The organism is Citrobacter meridianamericanus (genome assembly GCF_041320245.1).
GTDB classification, from domain to species: Bacteria; Pseudomonadota; Gammaproteobacteria; order Enterobacterales; family Enterobacteriaceae; genus Citrobacter; species Citrobacter meridianamericanus.
The window spans coordinates 18537-35052 of sequence record NZ_CP101037.1; the positions used below are offsets into that span (position 1 = coordinate 18537).

13 protein-coding genes and 4 pseudogenes are annotated in these 16516 nt (G+C 49.2%); 6 read left to right on the forward strand and 11 right to left on the reverse strand.

Annotated features, from left to right (window positions below; translation table 11 throughout):
• Positions 1–391: 391 nt before the first annotated feature.
• The 8 genes and pseudogenes from NMD08_RS25910 to NMD08_RS25945 all read right to left on the reverse strand — a co-directional run bounded on the left by NMD08_RS25910 (position 392) and on the right by NMD08_RS25945 (position 5116).
• The gene (locus NMD08_RS25910; protein WP_001287391.1) at positions 392–796 is read right to left on the reverse strand and encodes an H-NS family nucleoid-associated regulatory protein; all 405 of its coding nucleotides are present in this window, start codon (positions 794–796) and stop codon (positions 392–394) included.
• Positions 797–973: 177 nt separating this feature from the next.
• On the reverse strand, positions 974–1267 hold the full coding sequence (locus NMD08_RS25915) for a hypothetical protein (RefSeq protein ID WP_001100635.1): 294 nt from the start codon (positions 1265–1267) through the stop codon (positions 974–976).
• A 25-nt stretch (positions 1268–1292) separates the two neighbouring features.
• Entirely contained in the window at positions 1293–1598 is a 306-nt protein-coding gene (locus NMD08_RS25920; protein ID WP_223152485.1) for a hypothetical protein, read from the reverse strand.
• Entirely contained in the window at positions 1570–2025 is a 456-nt protein-coding gene (locus tag NMD08_RS25925) for a hypothetical protein (RefSeq protein WP_000916941.1), read from the reverse strand. Before NMD08_RS25925 ends, NMD08_RS25920 begins: the two co-directional genes overlap by 29 nt.
• A gap of 59 nt (positions 2026–2084) precedes the next feature.
• Complete coding sequence (locus NMD08_RS25930; protein ID WP_000490638.1) at positions 2085–2750, reverse strand: hypothetical protein; 666 nt, start codon at positions 2748–2750, stop codon at positions 2085–2087.
• Positions 2751–2807: 57 nt separating this feature from the next.
• Positions 2808–3188 (reverse strand): hypothetical protein, encoded by a 381-nt coding sequence (locus tag NMD08_RS25935; RefSeq protein WP_001371925.1) that lies wholly within the window; start codon positions 3186–3188, stop codon positions 2808–2810.
• Positions 3189–3517: 329 nt separating this feature from the next.
• Positions 3518–4293, reverse strand: a pseudogene (gene bla, locus NMD08_RS25940) (class A beta-lactamase).
• A gap of 265 nt (positions 4294–4558) precedes the next feature.
• Positions 4559–5116 (reverse strand): recombinase family protein, encoded by a 558-nt coding sequence (locus NMD08_RS25945; protein WP_001235713.1) that lies wholly within the window; start codon positions 5114–5116, stop codon positions 4559–4561.
• Between the two features lie 163 nt (positions 5117–5279).
• Here NMD08_RS25945 and NMD08_RS25950 point away from each other — a divergent pair, with 163 nt between their 5' ends.
• Complete coding sequence (locus NMD08_RS25950) at positions 5280–8285, forward strand: Tn3-like element Tn3 family transposase (protein ID WP_001143760.1); 3006 nt, start codon at positions 5280–5282, stop codon at positions 8283–8285.
• Positions 8286–8895: 610 nt separating this feature from the next.
• A pseudogene (locus tag NMD08_RS25955) lies at positions 8896–9066 on the forward strand (transposase); the annotation flags it as partial.
• 36 nt (positions 9067–9102) lie between these two features.
• Here the strand turns inward: NMD08_RS25955 and NMD08_RS25960 are convergent.
• Positions 9103–12110 (reverse strand): annotated as a pseudogene (locus NMD08_RS25960) (Tn3 family transposase).
• 188 nt (positions 12111–12298) lie between these two features.
• Positions 12299–13003: an IS6-like element IS26 family transposase gene (locus tag NMD08_RS25965; RefSeq protein WP_001067855.1), complete on the reverse strand. Its 705-nt coding sequence runs from the start codon at positions 13001–13003 to the stop codon at positions 12299–12301.
• 63 nt (positions 13004–13066) lie between these two features.
• Here NMD08_RS25965 and NMD08_RS25970 point away from each other — a divergent pair.
• The 4 genes and pseudogenes from NMD08_RS25970 to NMD08_RS25985 form a co-directional block, all read left to right on the forward strand.
• Positions 13067–13555 (forward strand): annotated as a pseudogene (locus NMD08_RS25970) (transposase); the annotation flags it as partial.
• 301 nt (positions 13556–13856) lie between these two features.
• Positions 13857–14321, forward strand: a complete 465-nt coding sequence (locus NMD08_RS25975) for a BRCT domain-containing protein (protein ID WP_000645230.1) — start codon at positions 13857–13859, stop codon at positions 14319–14321.
• A complete protein-coding gene (gene dfrA19 / locus NMD08_RS25980) occupies positions 14321–14890 on the forward strand; it encodes a trimethoprim-resistant dihydrofolate reductase DfrA19 (RefSeq protein ID WP_000019304.1) in 570 nt (189 codons plus the stop codon). The genes NMD08_RS25975 and dfrA19 overlap by 1 nt, the downstream gene beginning before the upstream one ends.
• Positions 14891–14900: 10 nt before the next feature.
• Positions 14901–15506 (forward strand): hypothetical protein, encoded by a 606-nt coding sequence (locus NMD08_RS25985; RefSeq protein ID WP_048228299.1) that lies wholly within the window; start codon positions 14901–14903, stop codon positions 15504–15506.
• Here NMD08_RS25985 and intI1 read toward each other — a convergent pair.
• Positions 15493–16506, reverse strand: a complete 1014-nt coding sequence (gene intI1 / locus NMD08_RS25990) for a class 1 integron integrase IntI1 (protein ID WP_000845039.1) — start codon at positions 16504–16506, stop codon at positions 15493–15495. The two genes, NMD08_RS25985 and intI1, sit on opposite strands and share 14 nt — an antisense overlap.
• Between the last annotated feature and the right edge of the window lie 10 nt (positions 16507–16516).

The following is a 16516-nucleotide window of genomic DNA, read 5'->3' on the forward strand; positions in this document are numbered from 1 at the left end:
CGTCATCCCGCTTTAATGGAAAGCGTGGAGGGTATCGTCTTATTTCCTGAAGGTTTTGCCAATATGGGAAACTGAAGAGGTTGAAACCATCCCGGTGAGGGAGCATATCTGGTAAAGAAGAGTCTTTAAAAAGGTTTTACGCGACCTGGGATAATAAACGGGAAAACGATACCCAAAAAAAGAATACAGCGATGATAACGATAAGGAATGGTAAGGGCTTCAATATTTTGAGAAATGACCTGGCTTCCTTTGCATCTGCATTTCTAATCAAACTGTCCACATAGGGATCACAGCTCTTAGGTTCTGAATTTTTCATATGTTCTGTACCTGAAATTGATTCCGTATGAGAAAAGGCCACCGAAGTGGCCTCTATCAAAACTGGTGGCAAAAGTTAGATCAGGAAATCATCAAGACTTTTACCGGCTGCAATTTGTTCTGCCAGAGCTTTGGGGGTACGGCCCTGTCCAGTCCACGTTTTTGTTTCGCCATTTTCATCAGTAAATGAGTATTTGGCCGGGCGTGGTTCACGGCTTTTCTTGGTAGCCGTAGATTTGGCCTGGAATGAGCCAAGCAGCTCTTCCGGGTTGATACCATCTTCTTCCATTAACTTACGCAGGGCGTCAAGTTTCTCCTGACGAGCTTGCAGTTCGGCAGCTTTGGATGATTCTTCCTGACGACGCTCATCAACAATGACATTAAGCTTTTCGAGGATTTCCTCAAGTACTTCTAAAGGCAGCTCGCGGCCCTGGGCGCGAAGAGTACGAATATTGTTTAACGATTTGAGTGCTTCAGACATACGACCTCACTTTCTAATTCTTTGATAAGGATTTACTTAATCATAATACACTCTATAAGGAAAAAGATGCCAGCTTTATGTCTTCAGGTACAAAGATATCTTGCTAAGAATACTCCTTATCTTCCTTGTGCAGACTGTTTCGTGCTTTCGATGTTGTTCATGAGTCTTAAAATCTGCTCACTGTTTAGGGTACTCATGCTGTAAATCATCAAGAAGGAAGCGCAGAACAACATAAGCAATCGGAAAAGGAAACCATGCCAGTGACAGGCCATATATGGCGGAGATAAACATAGGGTAATTTAACTCACTTACAAAATTCGCTTCATTGTATTGTTGAATCGAAATGGCAGAAGCAAAAATTATAATTAAAGTAAGAAAAATCCACTCTAGCCATCTCTTTTTATAACAAGCATAAGCGAAAGCTGTAGGGTAAAAAATAAAGCAAAAAATTCCAGCTGCAATTACGTTCATAAAAGTAACTTTCCTGATAGCGCAGTTATTTTTCGAATGCAGCATCATGAACAACTGCCATAACATTGATGATTGGCTTTCTTTTTCTGAAGAACCTTCCGCGCGGCAAAGTTTCTCCCGCTTTGAGACGATAAAGCCAGAAAACATAAGCCGGAGGAACATTGCTGTCAAAAATATCTGAACAAGTTTGAACTGTGATGCCTACTGTATTGTCTTTCCTCATCTCTTTAAAAGTGCCTTGCAATGCAGCGGATAACGTCATTTTTAAGAAACCTTTTTCTGTTTGAACGGATAGACTTGACTTAGCTGGCTTGACTGTAATGTTTGCCACTAAAGATCCCTCGTTCTGAGGATGCAGGCACTACAAAGTTACCGTCAGGTCTAATCATACGAGTTTGGATGAAATTTTTGCCGGATTTGGTTTTTTCAACCTGGTGCTCGATCTTCCATTCTTCTTTGACGGGACCGGATGACAAATGAACTAGAACCGGTACTTTTTTACGTGTTCTATCCAGAACAATACAATTTGATTTATCCGTATCAACGCTTCCCTGAAGAGTATTCAAAGAGCAATTATCATATCCCTCAACCGGAACTGCATTACCTTGGATATCAATTTTGAATCCTCCAGCTATTACAATTTCGGGTGCATTATCATTTAAAGTCTCGTCATAGGCAGCATCAACTACATCGCAAGCAGTAAGAGTAAGTGACGATGCCACAGCAAGACACAATAAAGAAAATCTGTTTTTGAGCATATTTGAGACCTTTTATAAAAATAAAATAACAGGAGAATTGTATCATTAACAGTCTAGTTCTAACGACTACCACTTTTAAGTATGTATTGAGCCAGTTTTATATTCAGGCACACCATATTGCACTCTAGCTCTTTCATCATCCTAGAAGAACTCTTAATTAAGTATTCTTCAAGTGGGCCAGCATATGCCCCTGATGTCACGATCGTTAGTTGCGTAAGAGGATGAGTCAAACTCTCAATGCCCTTCAGGATGTCATTCTGGACAGCAGCAATATAAACAGGCGAAGCCGCAATCAAATATTCATCATTCGGACTGGACTGCATTAACTGGCTTATAGTTGCGCAACGGTTATGCTTTCCTAGTGATTTTGTGATGGCTTTCCACCAGAGATCATGCCTGAATGGTACTTGATGAAATGTCGCCTCGTAAGAGGGCACCCGATCTCGACTATTTAAAAACCCCATCCCGGCAGAGATTATCCACAACTCCAGATTTCTGGTTGAGTTTAAAATTTCCTTTGCCGTAGACCAGTGATTACCTGAATACAAGGACAATGCCGGTACCGCCTGATTACTTCTGGCGTCGTCTACAATGTTACTCCAGGCATATGCTGCGTCGTCCGGGGTTTGTTTTGGATCTATGTCCAATGTCGGCCAGACGTGGCCCTGATGATTCTTGCCCTTTGTACAGGAAGTGATTAAGTGTACTGAGCGTTCAGAGAACATTATCTTCCTTACATACCCATAGAACAGCTTTCTAAGAACGGTGGGCTCGCCTGAAAATTACAAATCAGCCCCTTTCACGGCATCATTTTGATTCTTCGCGTCTGCCCCCAGTAAGATGACCGGTTTTCTGCATGACAGTGTTATTCCTAACAAACGCAACACAAAACCACGCCAGCCAGAGCAAATTTTTTCATTTGCTGCGTAAAGCCTATTGTTTTCTCTTTTAAGCTTCGCCCACTCGTTACAGAGGGTAACATCATCAAGCGCTGTTATATGCTTCGCCTCACCTTCGACGATAACGGTATGGATACCGTATGCTGTAAATCTCATACTATTTTCCAGAACCCAGTTGCGGTATTCGTTGAGTCCACCTTCGGAACCGGTAGCTCTGCGCCACATTTCAATTTGCTTGTGTGATGGGTCAAGTGTACTTGTCATTGAAGCCTCGTCTCAGCGATAACGCTTGAAATAGCCCGCTTTGGTCAAAATGAAATTAGCCATCTGACTGGCGATTTGATTGTATCTTACTCATAGTGCCCAACCTATAGGTTAAAAAGGGGCATTTTCGCTTTATAGCGTGTTCAACATCATCAATCATCCCAAGAAAGGCTGGCTTATTAGGGGTCTGACGCTCAGTGGAACGAAAACTCACGTTAAGGGATTTTGGTCATGAGATTATCAAAAAGGATCTTCACCTAGATCCTTTTAAATTAAAAATGAAGTTTTAAATCAATCTAAAGTATATATGAGTAAACTTGGTCTGACAGTTACCAATGCTTAATCAGTGAGGCACCTATCTCAGCGATCTGTCTATTTCGTTCATCCATAGTTGCCTGACTCCCCGTCGTGTAGATAACTACGATACGGGAGGGCTTACCATCTGGCCCCAGTGCTGCAATGATACCGCGAGACCCACGCTCACCGGCTCCAGATTTATCAGCAATAAACCAGCCAGCCGGAAGGGCCGAGCGCAGAAGTGGTCCTGCAACTTTATCCGCCTCCATCCAGTCTATTAATTGTTGCCGGGAAGCTAGAGTAAGTAGTTCGCCAGTTAATAGTTTGCGCAACGTTGTTGCCATTGCTGCAGGCATCGTGGTGTCACGCTCGTCGTTTGGTATGGCTTCATTCAGCTCCGGTTCCCAACGATCAAGGCGAGTTACATGATCCCCCATGTTGTGCAAAAAGCGGTTAGCTCCTTCGGTCCTCCGATCGTTGTCAGAAGTAAGTTGGCAGCAGTGTTATCACTCATGGTTATGGCAGCACTGCATAATTCTCTTACTGTCATGCCATCCGTAAGATGCTTTTCTGTGACTGGTGAGTACTCAACCAAGTCATTCTGAGAATAGTGTATGCGGCGACCGAGTTGCTCTTGCCCGGCGTCAACACGGGATAATACCGCACCACATAGCAGAACTTTAAAAGTGCTCATCATTGGAAAACGTTCTTCGGGGCGAAAACTCTCAAGGATCTTACCGCTGTTGAGATCCAGTTCGATGTAACCCACTCGTGCACCCAACTGATCTTCAGCATCTTTTACTTTCACCAGCGTTTCTGGGTGAGCAAAAACAGGAAGGCAAAATGCCGCAAAAAGGGAATAAGGGCGACACGAAAATGTTGAATACTCATACTCTTCCTTTTTCAATATTATTGAAGCATTTACCAGGGTTATTGTCTCATGAGCGGATACATATTTGAATGTATTTAGAAAAATAAACAAATAGGGGTTCCGCGCACATTTCCCCGAAAAGTGCCACCTGACGTCTAAGAAACCATTATTATCATGACATTAACCTATAAAAATAGGCGTATCACGAGGCCCTTTCGTCTTCAAGAATTTTATAAACCGTGGAGCGGGCAATACTGAGCTGATGAGCAATTTCCGTTGCACCAGTGCCCTTCTGATGAAGCGTCAGCACGACGTTCCTGTCCACGGTACGCCTGCGGCCAAATTTGATTCCTTTCAGCTTTGCTTCCTGTCGGCCCTCATTCGTGCGTTCTAGGATCCTCCGGCGTTCAGCCTGTGCCACAGCCGACAGGATGGTGACCACCATTTGCCCCATATCACCGTCGGTACTGATCCCGTCATCAATGAACCGGACTGCCACGCCCTGAGCGTCAAATTCCTTTATCAGTTGGATCATATCGGCAGTGTCGCGGCCAAGACGGTCGAGCTTCTTAACCAGAATGACATCACCTTCCTCCACCTTCATCCTCAGCAAATCCAGCCCTTCCCGGTCTGTTGAACTGCCGGATGCCTTATCGGTAAATATACGGTTTGCTTTCACACCTGCGTCTTTGAGTGCTCTGACCTGAAGATCAAGAGACTGCTGACTGGTTGAGACCCGAGCGTAACCAAAAAGTCGCATAAAAATGTACCTTAAATCGAATATCGGACAACTCATGTCTATTATTACAAATTTACGATTTAATAGACATATTAATGTAACAGTTTTACGATGTCCGATAATTTATAACATTTCGTACGGTTGGAAAAATGTTACTAAATGCCCGTCAGGCAGGGAGGCCGATATGCCCGTTGACTTTCTGACCACTGAGCAGACTGAAAGCTATGGCAGATTCACCGGTGAACCGGATGAGCTTCAGCTGGCACGATATTTTCACCTTGATGAAGCAGACAAGGAATTTATCGGAAAAAGCAGAGGTGATCACAACCGTCTGGGCATTGCCCTGCAAATTGGATGTGTCCGTTTTCTGGGCACCTTCCTCACCGATATGAATCATATTCCTTCCGGCGTCCGGCATTTTACCGCCAGACAGCTCGGGATTCGTGATATCACCGTTCTTGCAGAATACGGTCAGAGGGAAAATACCCGCCGTGAGCATGCAGCGCTGATACGTCAGCACTATCAGTATCGTGAATTTGCCTGGCCCTGGACATTTCGCCTTACCCGTCTTTTATATACCCGGAGCTGGATAAGCAACGAACGTCCTGGCCTGCTTTTCGATCTGGCGACAGGGTGGCTTATGCAACATCGTATTATTCTCCCCGGAGCCACTACGCTGACCCGGTTGATTTCAGAGGTAAGGGAAAAGGCGACGTTGCGCCTGTGGAACAAACTGGCACTGATACCGTCAGCCGAACAGCGTTCACAGCTGGAGATGCTGCTGGGGCCAACTGATTGCAGCCGCCTGTCTTTACTGGAATCACTGAAAAAGGGCCCTGTGACCATCAGTGGTCCGGCGTTTAATGAAGCAATTGAACGCTGGAAAACTCTGAACGATTTTGGCCTGCATGCTGAAAACCTGAGTACACTCCCGGCTGTGCGCCTGAAAAATCTCGCACGTTATGCTGGTATGACTTCGGTGTTCAATATTGCCAGGATGTCACCGCAGAAAAGGATGGCGGTTCTGGTTGCCTTTGTCCTTGCATGGGAAACGCTGGCGCTGGATGATGCATTGGACGTTCTGGACGCCATGCTGGCCGTTATCATCCGTGACGCCAGAAAGATTGGGCAGAAAAAACGGCTCCGCTCGCTGAAGGATCTGGATAAATCTGCATTGGCGCTCGCCAGCGCATGTTCGTACCTGCTGAAAGAAGAAACACCGGACGAATCGATTCGTGCTGAGGTGTTCAGCTACATCCCAAGGCAAAAGCTGGCTGAAATCATCACGCTTGTCCGTGAAATTGCCCGGCCCTCAGACGATAATTTTCATGAAGAAATGGTGGAGCAGTACGGGCGCGTTCGTCGTTTCCTGCCCCATCTGCTGAATACCGTTAAATTTTCATCCGCACCTGCCGGGGTTACCACTCTGAATGCCTGTGACTACCTCAGCCGGGAGTTCAGCTCACGGCGGCAGTTTTTTGACGACGCACCAACGGAAATTATCAGTCGGTCATGGAAACGGCTGGTGATTAACAAGGAAAAACATATCACCCGCAGGGGATACACGCTCTGCTTTCTCAGTAAACTGCAGGATAGTCTGAGGCGGAGGGATGTCTACGTTACCGGCAGTAACCGGTGGGGAGATCCTCGTGCAAGATTACTACAGGGTGCTGACTGGCAGGCAAACCGGATTAAGGTTTATCGTTCTTTGGGGCACCCGACAGACCCGCAGGAAGCAATAAAATCTCTGGGTCATCAGCTTGATAGTCGTTACAGACAGGTTGCTGCACGTCTTTGCGAAAATGAGGCTGTCGAACTCGATGTTTCTGGCCCGAAGCCCCGGTTGACAATTTCTCCCCTCGCCAGTCTTGATGAGCCGGACAGTCTGAAACGACTGAGCAAAATGATCAGTGATCTACTCCCTCCGGTGGATTTAACGGAGTTGCTGCTCGAAATTAACGCCCATACCGGATTTGCTGATGAGTTTTTCCATGCTAGTGAAGCCAGTGCCAGAGTTGATGATCTGCCCGTCAGCATCAGCGCCGTGCTGATGGCTGAAGCCTGCAATATCGGTCTGGAACCACTGATCAGATCAAATGTTCCTGCACTGACCCGACACCGGCTGAACTGGACAAAAGCGAACTATCTGCGGGCTGAAACTATCACCAGCGCTAATGCCAGACTGGTTGATTTTCAGGCAACGCTGCCACTGGCACAGATATGGGGTGGAGGAGAAGTGGCATCTGCAGATGGAATGCGCTTTGTTACGCCAGTCAGAACAATCAATGCCGGACCGAACCGCAAATACTTTGGTAATAACAGAGGGATCACCTGGTACAACTTTGTGTCCGATCAGTATTCCGGCTTTCATGGCATCGTTATACCGGGGACGCTGAGGGACTCTATCTTTGTGCTGGAAGGTCTTCTGGAACAGGAGACCGGGCTGAATCCAACCGAAATTATGACCGATACAGCAGGTGCCAGCGAACTTGTCTTTGGCCTTTTCTGGCTGCTGGGATACCAGTTTTCTCCACGCCTGGCTGATGCCGGTGCTTCGGTTTTCTGGCGAATGGACCATGATGCCGACTATGGCGTGCTGAATGATATTGCCAGAGGGCAATCAGATCCCCGAAAAATAGTCCTTCAGTGGGACGAAATGATCCGGACCGCTGGCTCCCTGAAGCTGGGCAAAGTACAGGTTTCAGTGCTGGTCCGTTCATTGCTGAAAAGTGAACGTCCTTCCGGACTGACTCAGGCAATCATTGAAGTGGGGCGCATCAACAAAACGCTGTATCTGCTTAATTATATTGATGATGAAGATTACCGCCGGCGCATTCTGACCCAGCTTAATCGGGGAGAAAGTCGCCATGCCGTTGCCAGAGCCATCTGTCACGGTCAAAAAGGTGAGATAAGAAAACGATATACCGACGGTCAGGAAGATCAACTGGGCACACTGGGGCTGGTCACTAACGCCGTCGTGTTATGGAACACTATTTATATGCAGGCAGCCCTGGATCATCTCCGGGCGCAGGGTGAAACACTGAATGATGAAGATATCGCACGCCTCTCCCCGCTTTGCCACGGACATATCAATATGCTCGGCCATTATTCCTTCACGCTGGCAGAACTGGTGACCAAAGGACATCTGAGACCATTAAAAGAGGCGTCAGAGGCAGAAAACGTTGCTTAACGTGAGTTTTCGTTCCACTGAGCGTCAGACCCCTATTAAGCCGGTCCATCATTTTCTGTATATCTCTCATCAATTTTTATATCCGGCCTGAAGTGCACCGTTCAAGCACACCGATCAGGCAGTTAGTCACTAGTTAACTCTTTACTAGAGACTAAATTCCATTGATTTACGTGACAACGTCACGTCATTAAGGTTTGCAAATGCCTAATTTTCATACTATGGGATTTAATTAGGAGTAAATCCCACAGGTTTACATAAAGCTGACATTTAAAAGTGTTAAAAATCAATCAGATAGAAAGAAAAGGCTCTCCGGAAGAACTCTTCTCATTATTTCGCCGCCCGGGGTTATTGCTGACAGATCTGAAAGTGCTAATATGTTAGTCATTAGTAATTAGTAAAGCCTTTACTAAACGCGTTTCTACGTAAATTCTATTGGTTTTAGAGGGTCCTACTGTCCGAAGACAATAAAGTTGTACACAAAGCACTAAAGTTGTAACCATTCTCAAAAAACGACGCTAATGTTGTATGCTTACTGAATGTGTGGTTATAGGGTTGGAGACTATAAAATGCACATATAGGTACGTATCAATGTCGTTTTTTGGGTACGATCATGGGTAGGGGTAGGCGTCTCAAATCCTATTTGGATTATGAAAATGCGCTAGGTGACGGCATAGGAGTGGGCTATGGCCAAAGTTATCAGCCCTGGCTTAGAGCTCAGGACGTTAAATCCCGTGGAAACCGTTCGATAGTCTTTGGCCTTAAGACGTTTCGAAACCATCATCATGGGGTTTGAGGGCCAATGATGTAAAAAACCACGCTAAGGAGATAATTCATTGTTTAAATTGAGATTTAACGGCCTCAATTCCCCCTTCATAATATCCTCCGGTAGTGTGAACGTATAATGTCCCAGCATGTTGATATGACCGTGCATCAGAGGCGAAAGCCGCGCGATATGTTCATCCTCTGGCCCTTCCCCGATGCTGCGCAGGTGCGACAAGGCTTCCTGCATATAAAGCGTATTCCACAGCACCACTGCGTTTGTCACCAGACCCAGCGCACCCAACTGATCTTCCTGCCCCTCGCGGTAACGTTTTCTGATCTCGCCACGCTGACCGTAGCAGATGGCTCTTGCAACGGCATGGCGGCCTTCACCCCGGTTCAACTGTGTTAGGATCCGGCGACGATAGTCCTCATCATCAATATAGTTGAGAAGATACAGTGTCTTGTTAACTCTTCCGACCTCCATTATTGCCTGAGCAAGCCCTGACGGTCGGGTACTTCTCAATAGCGATCGAATGAGTTCTGACGCATGAATAGTGCCCAGCTTCAGCGAACCGGCAACCCGCATCATCTCATCCCAGTGGCTTTCGATTTTAGAAAGGTCAACACAACCCCGCGCCAGTTTGTCCAACGCCCCGTAATTCGCTGCTTTGTCGGCCCGCCAGAACACAGCCTCACCCGCATCCGCCAGACGAGGTGAAAATTGGTATCCCAGTAGCCAGAACAGGCCAAAGATAATGTCACTGGTACCTGCTGTGTCCGTCATGATTTCAACCGGGTTTAGTCCCGTTTGTTGCTCAAGTAGCCCTTCCAGCACAAAGATGGAATCCCGCAGTGTTCCAGGAATCACTATGCCATGAAAACCCGAATATTGGTCAGAGACAAAGTTGTACCAGGTGATGCCGCGCCCTGAACCAAAGTATTTTCTGTTGGGGCCAGAATTCACCGTTTTCACTGGCGTGACAAAACGCATACCATCAGCGGAGGCTACCTCCCCGCCCCCCAGTATCCTGCCAACGCTAACGAGGACTGAAAATCAACCAGCCGCGCATTGGCGCTAACCAGCGTTTCTGCTCGGATGTAGTTCTGTTTCACCCAGCTCAGACGATGGCGAGTCAGTGCAGGGATATTGTGCTTGATCAGCGGCTCATGTCCGATATTGCAGGCCTCAGCCAGCATCACCGCACACAGGCTTATATGCAGATCCTGCGCACGGGCACCTGACTCGCTGACATGGCTGAATTCACGGGTGAAGCCAGTTCTGGCGTCAATCTCGAGCAACAGTTCTGTCAGGTCAACGGGTGGAAGCAATTGTCTGACTCGGCTGCTCAGTTGTATCAGCGCCGGTGGTTCATCCAATTTATCCAGGCTGCTGATGGTCAGCGAAGGATGTTTACCTTCATTGCAGATGTCCACGGCGGTATTGCGATCAAAACGTGATGCCACCGTTTTCCAGGTTTCATCTAACTGAGCGGCCAATTGCTCCGATGCTTTACTGCCATTAGTGGGGTGACCCAATGCCCGGCAGACTGGAACCCGCTGCGCCTGCCATTCCTCCCCCTGAAGAAGTTTTTGGCGCGGATCACCCCAACGATCGCTGTTTTCCAACCAGATGTCACGACGGCGTAGCGCATCCTGAAGTCGCTCCAGCAGACACAACGAGTAACCTGCTCGCTGTATCCGACCGTCAGCATCGTACACCAGGCGTTTCCAAGGGCCTGAAATGATATGTTCAGGTGCATCGTCCAGGATCCGTTTTTTCGAGCCGTTTAGCTCTGCCAGGTAATGGATGGCAGCCAAGGTATGTTCACCGTCTGGGGCCGCACGGAAGTGCAGATCGCGCAGTAGTGCGGGCAAAAAACGCCTTACCCGTCCGTATTGCTCCACCATTTCATCCTGAAAGTTTGTATCCTGGGGGCGGGCCAGTTCATTCACTTTTTCCACGGACTCTGCCAGTCTGGCGACAGACACACTGCTGAATATGGTCTTTCGCAGCAAATCATCGGCGGTATCTTCATCAAGTAAAAGTGCGCATGCCCGCGCCAGCAGCAACGCCGCGCGGTCAAGATCCTTGAGCGTCCTAAGTCGCTTTTTCTGCCCGGTTTTCTTCGCCTCCCGGGTAATATTGAGGATCAGCATATCCAGCACGTCAACGGCCTCGTCCAGCGCCGAGATTTCTTGCGCTTTCACGAATGCGGTAAGGATCGCCAGCCGCCGTTCTTCTGGCATTCTGCTGATATATTTCACCGATGCCATTCCGGCATAGCGTGCCAGATTGCGGAGCTGTATGGCGGGCAGCCCAGTGAAATTCAGACAGGAAAACTCCAGGCTGCGCAGGCGAGTGTAACGTTCAAGTGCTTCAGTGAACGCGGGGCCGCTGATAGTGACAGGGCCTCTTTTTAGGTGCTCCATCACTGAGAGTCGCTGTCCTTCGGGGATTTCAAGTAACCCAGCCAGTTGTGCGGTCTGCCAACGGTTTGGCAGCGCGGCCAATTTTCGCCACAAGCGGCGGGTCGCACGCTCACGGATTTCACCAATGACTCTCGTCAGGGTGGATGCGGCTGGCAACAACACTTTATTTTGAAGCAACCACGCGGTGGCAAAATCGAACATCAGTCCGGGGCGTTCATTACTGAGCCATGCACGGGTATACAGCAATCGCTTCAGTCTGAACGACCACGGGAAATCACCGAAATCATGATAGCTATAGTGCTGCCTGATAAGCCCGTGGTGCTCCCAACGTGTGTTTTCCCTTTGAGCATAGCGGGAAATGATCTCTGGATAGCGGATGTTAAGTTGCCTTGCGACATAAAACTGGACACCGGGCGGTATTTGCATGAGATCGGACAAGAAGGTTCCCAGAAAGCGGGCAGTTGTGAGTTGAAGGGCAATTCCCAACCGGTTATGCCTGCCCCTACGCAGGTTGATGAAAGTAAGGTCTCGCTCATCAAGATGAAAATACCGTGCCAGCTGGATCTCGTTTGGCTCTGCGGCATAACGCCCGTAGTTCTGTGTCTGTTTGTCGGTCAGAAAATCAGCAGCCATCACGCATCCTTTCGTAAACGGGTGTTCTGTTCTCTTTTTAACCGTCTCAAATGTTATGAGTTTTGATACCACCCAAAACGGTACTGAATGTCAGTATCAAAAATCGTGATTTATGCATTATGATACTACACAGTATGGCACTGTTGCAAAGTTAGCGATGAGGCAGCCTTTTGTCTTATTCAAAGGCCTTACATTTCAAAAACTCTGCTTACCAGGCGCATTTCGCCCAGGGGATCACCATAATAAAATGCTGAGGCCTGGCCTTTGCGTAGTGCACGCATCACCTCAATACCTTTGATGGTGGCGTAAGCCGTCTTCATGGATTTAAATCCCAGCGTGGCGCCGATTATCCGTTTCAGTTTGCCATGATCGCATTCAATCACGTTGTTCCGGTACTTAATCTGTCGGTGTTCAACGTCAGACGGGCACCGGCCTTCGCGTTTGAGCAGAGCAAGCGCGCGACCATAGGCGGGCGCTTTATCCGTGTTGATGAATCGCGGGATCTGCCACTTCTTCACGTTGTTGAGGATTTTACCCAGAAACCGGTATGCAGCTTTGCTGTTACGACGGGAGGAGAGATAAAAATCGACAGTGCGGCCCCGGCTGTCGACGGCCCGGTACAGATACGCCCAGCGGCCATTGACCTTCACGTAGGTTTCATCCATGTGCCACGGGCAAAGATCGGAAGGGTTACGCCAGTACCAGCGCAGCCGTTTTTCCATTTCAGGCGCATAACGCTGAACCCAGCGGTAAATCGTGGAGTGATCGACATTCACTCCGCGTTCAGCCAGCATCTCCTGCAGCTCACGGTAACTGATGCCGTATTTGCAGTACCAGCGTACGGCCCACAGAATGATGTCACGCTGAAAATGCCGGCCTTTGAATGGGTTCATGTGCAGCTCCATCAGCAAAAGGGGATGATAAGTTTATCACCACCGACTATTTGCAACAGTGCCCTCAAAACTCCGTACCGCAATGGCACCACCCATGTGATCTTCGAGCCGCTGGACTTCATCGCCAAACTCGCTGCGTTGGTACCTAAGCCGCGAGTCAACCTCACACGCTTCCACGGCGTCTTTGCACCGAACAGCAAACACCGAGTTCAAGTAACACCCGCCAAGCGGGGCAAGAAGCCCGACAAATCGGAAGGTCTCGATACTAACTGGCGTGACAAGAGTCCTGCAGAGCGCCACCGCGCCATGACCTGGATGCAACGCCTCAAGCGAGTCTTCAATATTGATATTGAAGTCTGCGAACACTGCGGCGGTCACGTCAAAGTGATTGCCAGCATCGAAGATCCGAAGGTCATTGAGCAGATTCTCAAGCATCTGAAACAGAAAACAGCCAAGGCGAATGCCGCCAAGCAGCGTGAGCTGCCACCAGAACGAGCGCCGCCACTGACTCCCAGCCTGTTCGATCCATCACAGAGTCGTCTCTTTGACTGACGACCCCAAATCCAACACTGCTCAACACTGCCAACTTTTAAACGGGGCGGTGGGGCAGTTTGTATCTCTCGAGCTATCAGGCTAGAGATTTTACCGCCAAATCGAACCTTATTAGAGCGGTTTAGGCTGGACCGGCAGTTAAAATTGGGGCTTGAGCGGTAAACGAGTGAGGGAATTTCAGGTAAGATACTTCGGATGAGGAGCAAAAAGGTGGTTTATACTTCCTATACCCAGTAGTGTTCCCCTGTCGGTTTGGTTGGGGTCGATGCCCCACTTTGGGCGCGGCGTTGGGCGCCGCAAGATGAAAGCTCTGTGTGAAGGCTTGGATATTAAGACCTTGGATGATTTCAATGCCATCACCGAAGAGCAGATCGTTAGCGTCGACAAATTCAGCTACAAAACTGCCGCAAAAGTGCTTGCAGGTATGGCTGAACATGCCGAGCTATTCAACAAGATTCAATCAATCATCGGGTTCAAACAGCAGGTCACTTCGGGGGATCGTTTTACCGGTGAGAAGATCGTGATCACCGGTTTTCGTGACGCGGCCTTGGAGAAGCTGATTGAAGCTGAGGGTGGTGAAGTGCAATCATCAGTCTCGTCGAAGACCACCATGGTGATCGCGGCATCCACTTCCGGATCTTCCGGCAAATTGAAGAAAGTGCACGATCTCAACAACAGCGGAAAGGCAAATATCAAACTGATTGATCTGGCCACCTTCCGTAAGCAATATCTGGAACAACCAGCATCGACTGGTTTGGAGTTTTAATGAGTCACCCACAACTTGAGCTAATAGTCGCTGTGGATTCTAAGTTGGGATTCGGGAAAGGCGGCAAGATTCCATGGAAATGCAAAGAAGACATGGCGCGATTTACGCGGATTTCTAAAGAGATCCGCGTGTGCGTTATGGGGAAACACACGTATACTGACATGCGTGACATGCAGTTAGAAAAGGATGGCGCCGAGGAGCGAATCAAGGAGAAAGGAATTCTCCCCGAACGCGAATCGTTCGTGATCTCCTCGACGTTAAAACAAGAAGATGTCATAGGCGCTACTGTCGTTCCTGATCTTCGTGCTGTGATCAACCTGTATGAGAATACCGATCAACGCATTGCTGTCATTGGTGGGGAGAAGTTGTACATTCAAGCTCTTTCATCAGCAACGAAACTGCACATGACCATAATTCCAAGAGAGTTCGACTGTGATCGATTTATTCCTGTTGATCCGATCCAGAACAATTTTCACATTGATTCCAGTGCCAGCGAGACTGTGGAGGCAACCGTTGATGAGACTCAAGAGCGCATTCACTTTGCTACTTACGTGCGTAACAATCAGTAACGCGCTGGCAGTGGAAGAACAAGAACCAGAAACGAAGCAGACGGTGTTGGCCGTCTGCTTCGAAACATCATTATTGGCTCGAGAACTGATCGAGAATACCATTCTTGCGGACGACATCCAAAACAATACAGAAAAGATAGCTTTGCAGTTGTCGGAGCCCCTCCCCCCAACTTATAATGGGATTATTGCTGGGCTAAACAATGCTGTCGCCATGCGTGGGACAGCAAACGTTGAATCGCCATCAAGAGCATCCACAGATTTACGTGCAGCCGTCATCGGTTTATGGTGTATAAATGACACCATAGCCGCCCTGAATCAGACTGATAATGCAGTCTTACAGGACGGCGAGTTGCAACAAACACTTGTCGATTATTACAACAACTTATTGGCTGACATCGTTTGTCGTTTTCAGAAGACGGCTGCACTGAACGTCAGAAGCCGACTGCACTATAGCAGCGGAGGGGTTGGATCCATCAGGCAACGACGGGCTGCTGCCGGCCATCAGCGGACGCAGGGAGGACTTTCCGCAACCGGCCGTTCGATGCGGCACCGATGGCCTTCGCGCAGGGGTAGTGAATCCGCCAGGATTGACTTGCGCTGCCCTACCTCTCACTAGTGAGGGGCGGCAGCGCATCAAGCGGTGAGCGCACTCCGGCACCGCCAACTTTCAGCACATGCGTGTAAATCATCGTCGTAGAGACGTCGGAATGGCCGAGCAGATCCTGCACGGTTCGAATGTCGTAACCGCTGCGGAGCAAGGCCGTCGCGAACGAGTGGCGGAGGGTGTGCGGTGTGGCGGGCTTCGTGATGCCTGCTTGTTCTACGGCACGTTTGAAGGCGCGCTGAAAGGTCTGGTCATACATGTGATGGCGACGCACGACACCGCTCCGTGGATCGGTCGAATGCGTGTGCTGCGCAAAAACCCAGAACCACGGCCAGGAATGCCCGGCGCGCGGATACTTCCGCTCAAGGGCGTCGGGAAGCGCAACGCCGCTGCGGCCCTCGGCCTGGTCCTTCAGCCACCATGCCCGTGCACGCGACAGCTGCTCGCGCAGGCTGGGTGCCAAGCTCTCGGGTAACATCAAGGCCCGATCCTTGGAGCCCTTGCCCTCCCGCACGATGATCGTGCCGTGATCGAAATCCAGATCCTTGACCCGCAGTTGCAAACCCTCACTGATCCGCATGCCCGTTCCATACAGAAGCTGGGCGAACAAACGATGCTCGCCTTCCAGAAAACCGAGGATGCGAACCACTTCATCCGGGGTCAGCACCACCGGCAAGCGCCGCGACGGCCGAGGTCTTCCGATCTCCTGAAGCCAGGGCAGATCCGTGCACAGCACCTTGCCGTAGAAGAACAGCAAGGCCGCCAATGCCTGACGATGCGTGGAGACCGAAACCTTGCGCTCGTTCGCCAGCCAGGACAGAAATGCCTCGACTTCGCTGCTGCCCAAGGTTGCCGGGTGACGCACACCGTGGAAACGGATGAAGGCACGAACCCAGTGGACATAAGCCTGTTCGGTTGGTAAGCTGTAATGCAAGTAGCGTATGCGCTCACGCAACTGGTCCAGAACCTTGACCGAACGCAGCGGTGGTAACGGCGCAGTGGCGGTTTTCATGGCTTGTTAT

What these genes read in the sequence shown, in the direction of transcription:
- NMD08_RS25965 (WP_001067855.1), bottom strand. Translation starts at nt 13,003, where the DNA reads ATGAACCCATTCAAAGGCCGGCATTTTCAGCGTGACATCATTCTGTGG.
- NMD08_RS25910 (WP_001287391.1), bottom strand. Translation starts at nt 796, where the DNA reads ATGTCTGAAGCACTCAAATCGTTAAACAATATTCGTACTCTTCGCGCC.
- NMD08_RS25950 (WP_001143760.1), top strand. Translation starts at nt 5,280, where the DNA reads ATGCCCGTTGACTTTCTGACCACTGAGCAGACTGAAAGCTATGGCAGA.
- intI1 (WP_000845039.1), bottom strand. Translation starts at nt 16,506, where the DNA reads ATGAAAACCGCCACTGCGCCGTTACCACCGCTGCGTTCGGTCAAGGTT.
- NMD08_RS25930 (WP_000490638.1), bottom strand. Translation starts at nt 2,750, where the DNA reads ATGTTCTCTGAACGCTCAGTACACTTAATCACTTCCTGTACAAAGGGC.
- NMD08_RS25945 (WP_001235713.1), bottom strand. Translation starts at nt 5,116, where the DNA reads ATGCGACTTTTTGGTTACGCTCGGGTCTCAACCAGTCAGCAGTCTCTT.
- NMD08_RS25915 (WP_001100635.1), bottom strand. Translation starts at nt 1,267, where the DNA reads ATGAACGTAATTGCAGCTGGAATTTTTTGCTTTATTTTTTACCCTACA.
- NMD08_RS25925 (WP_000916941.1), bottom strand. Translation starts at nt 2,025, where the DNA reads ATGCTCAAAAACAGATTTTCTTTATTGTGTCTTGCTGTGGCATCGTCA.
- dfrA19 (WP_000019304.1), top strand. Translation starts at nt 14,321, where the DNA reads ATGAGTCACCCACAACTTGAGCTAATAGTCGCTGTGGATTCTAAGTTG.
- NMD08_RS25975 (WP_000645230.1), top strand. Translation starts at nt 13,857, where the DNA reads ATGAAAGCTCTGTGTGAAGGCTTGGATATTAAGACCTTGGATGATTTC.
- NMD08_RS25935 (WP_001371925.1), bottom strand. Translation starts at nt 3,188, where the DNA reads ATGACAAGTACACTTGACCCATCACACAAGCAAATTGAAATGTGGCGC.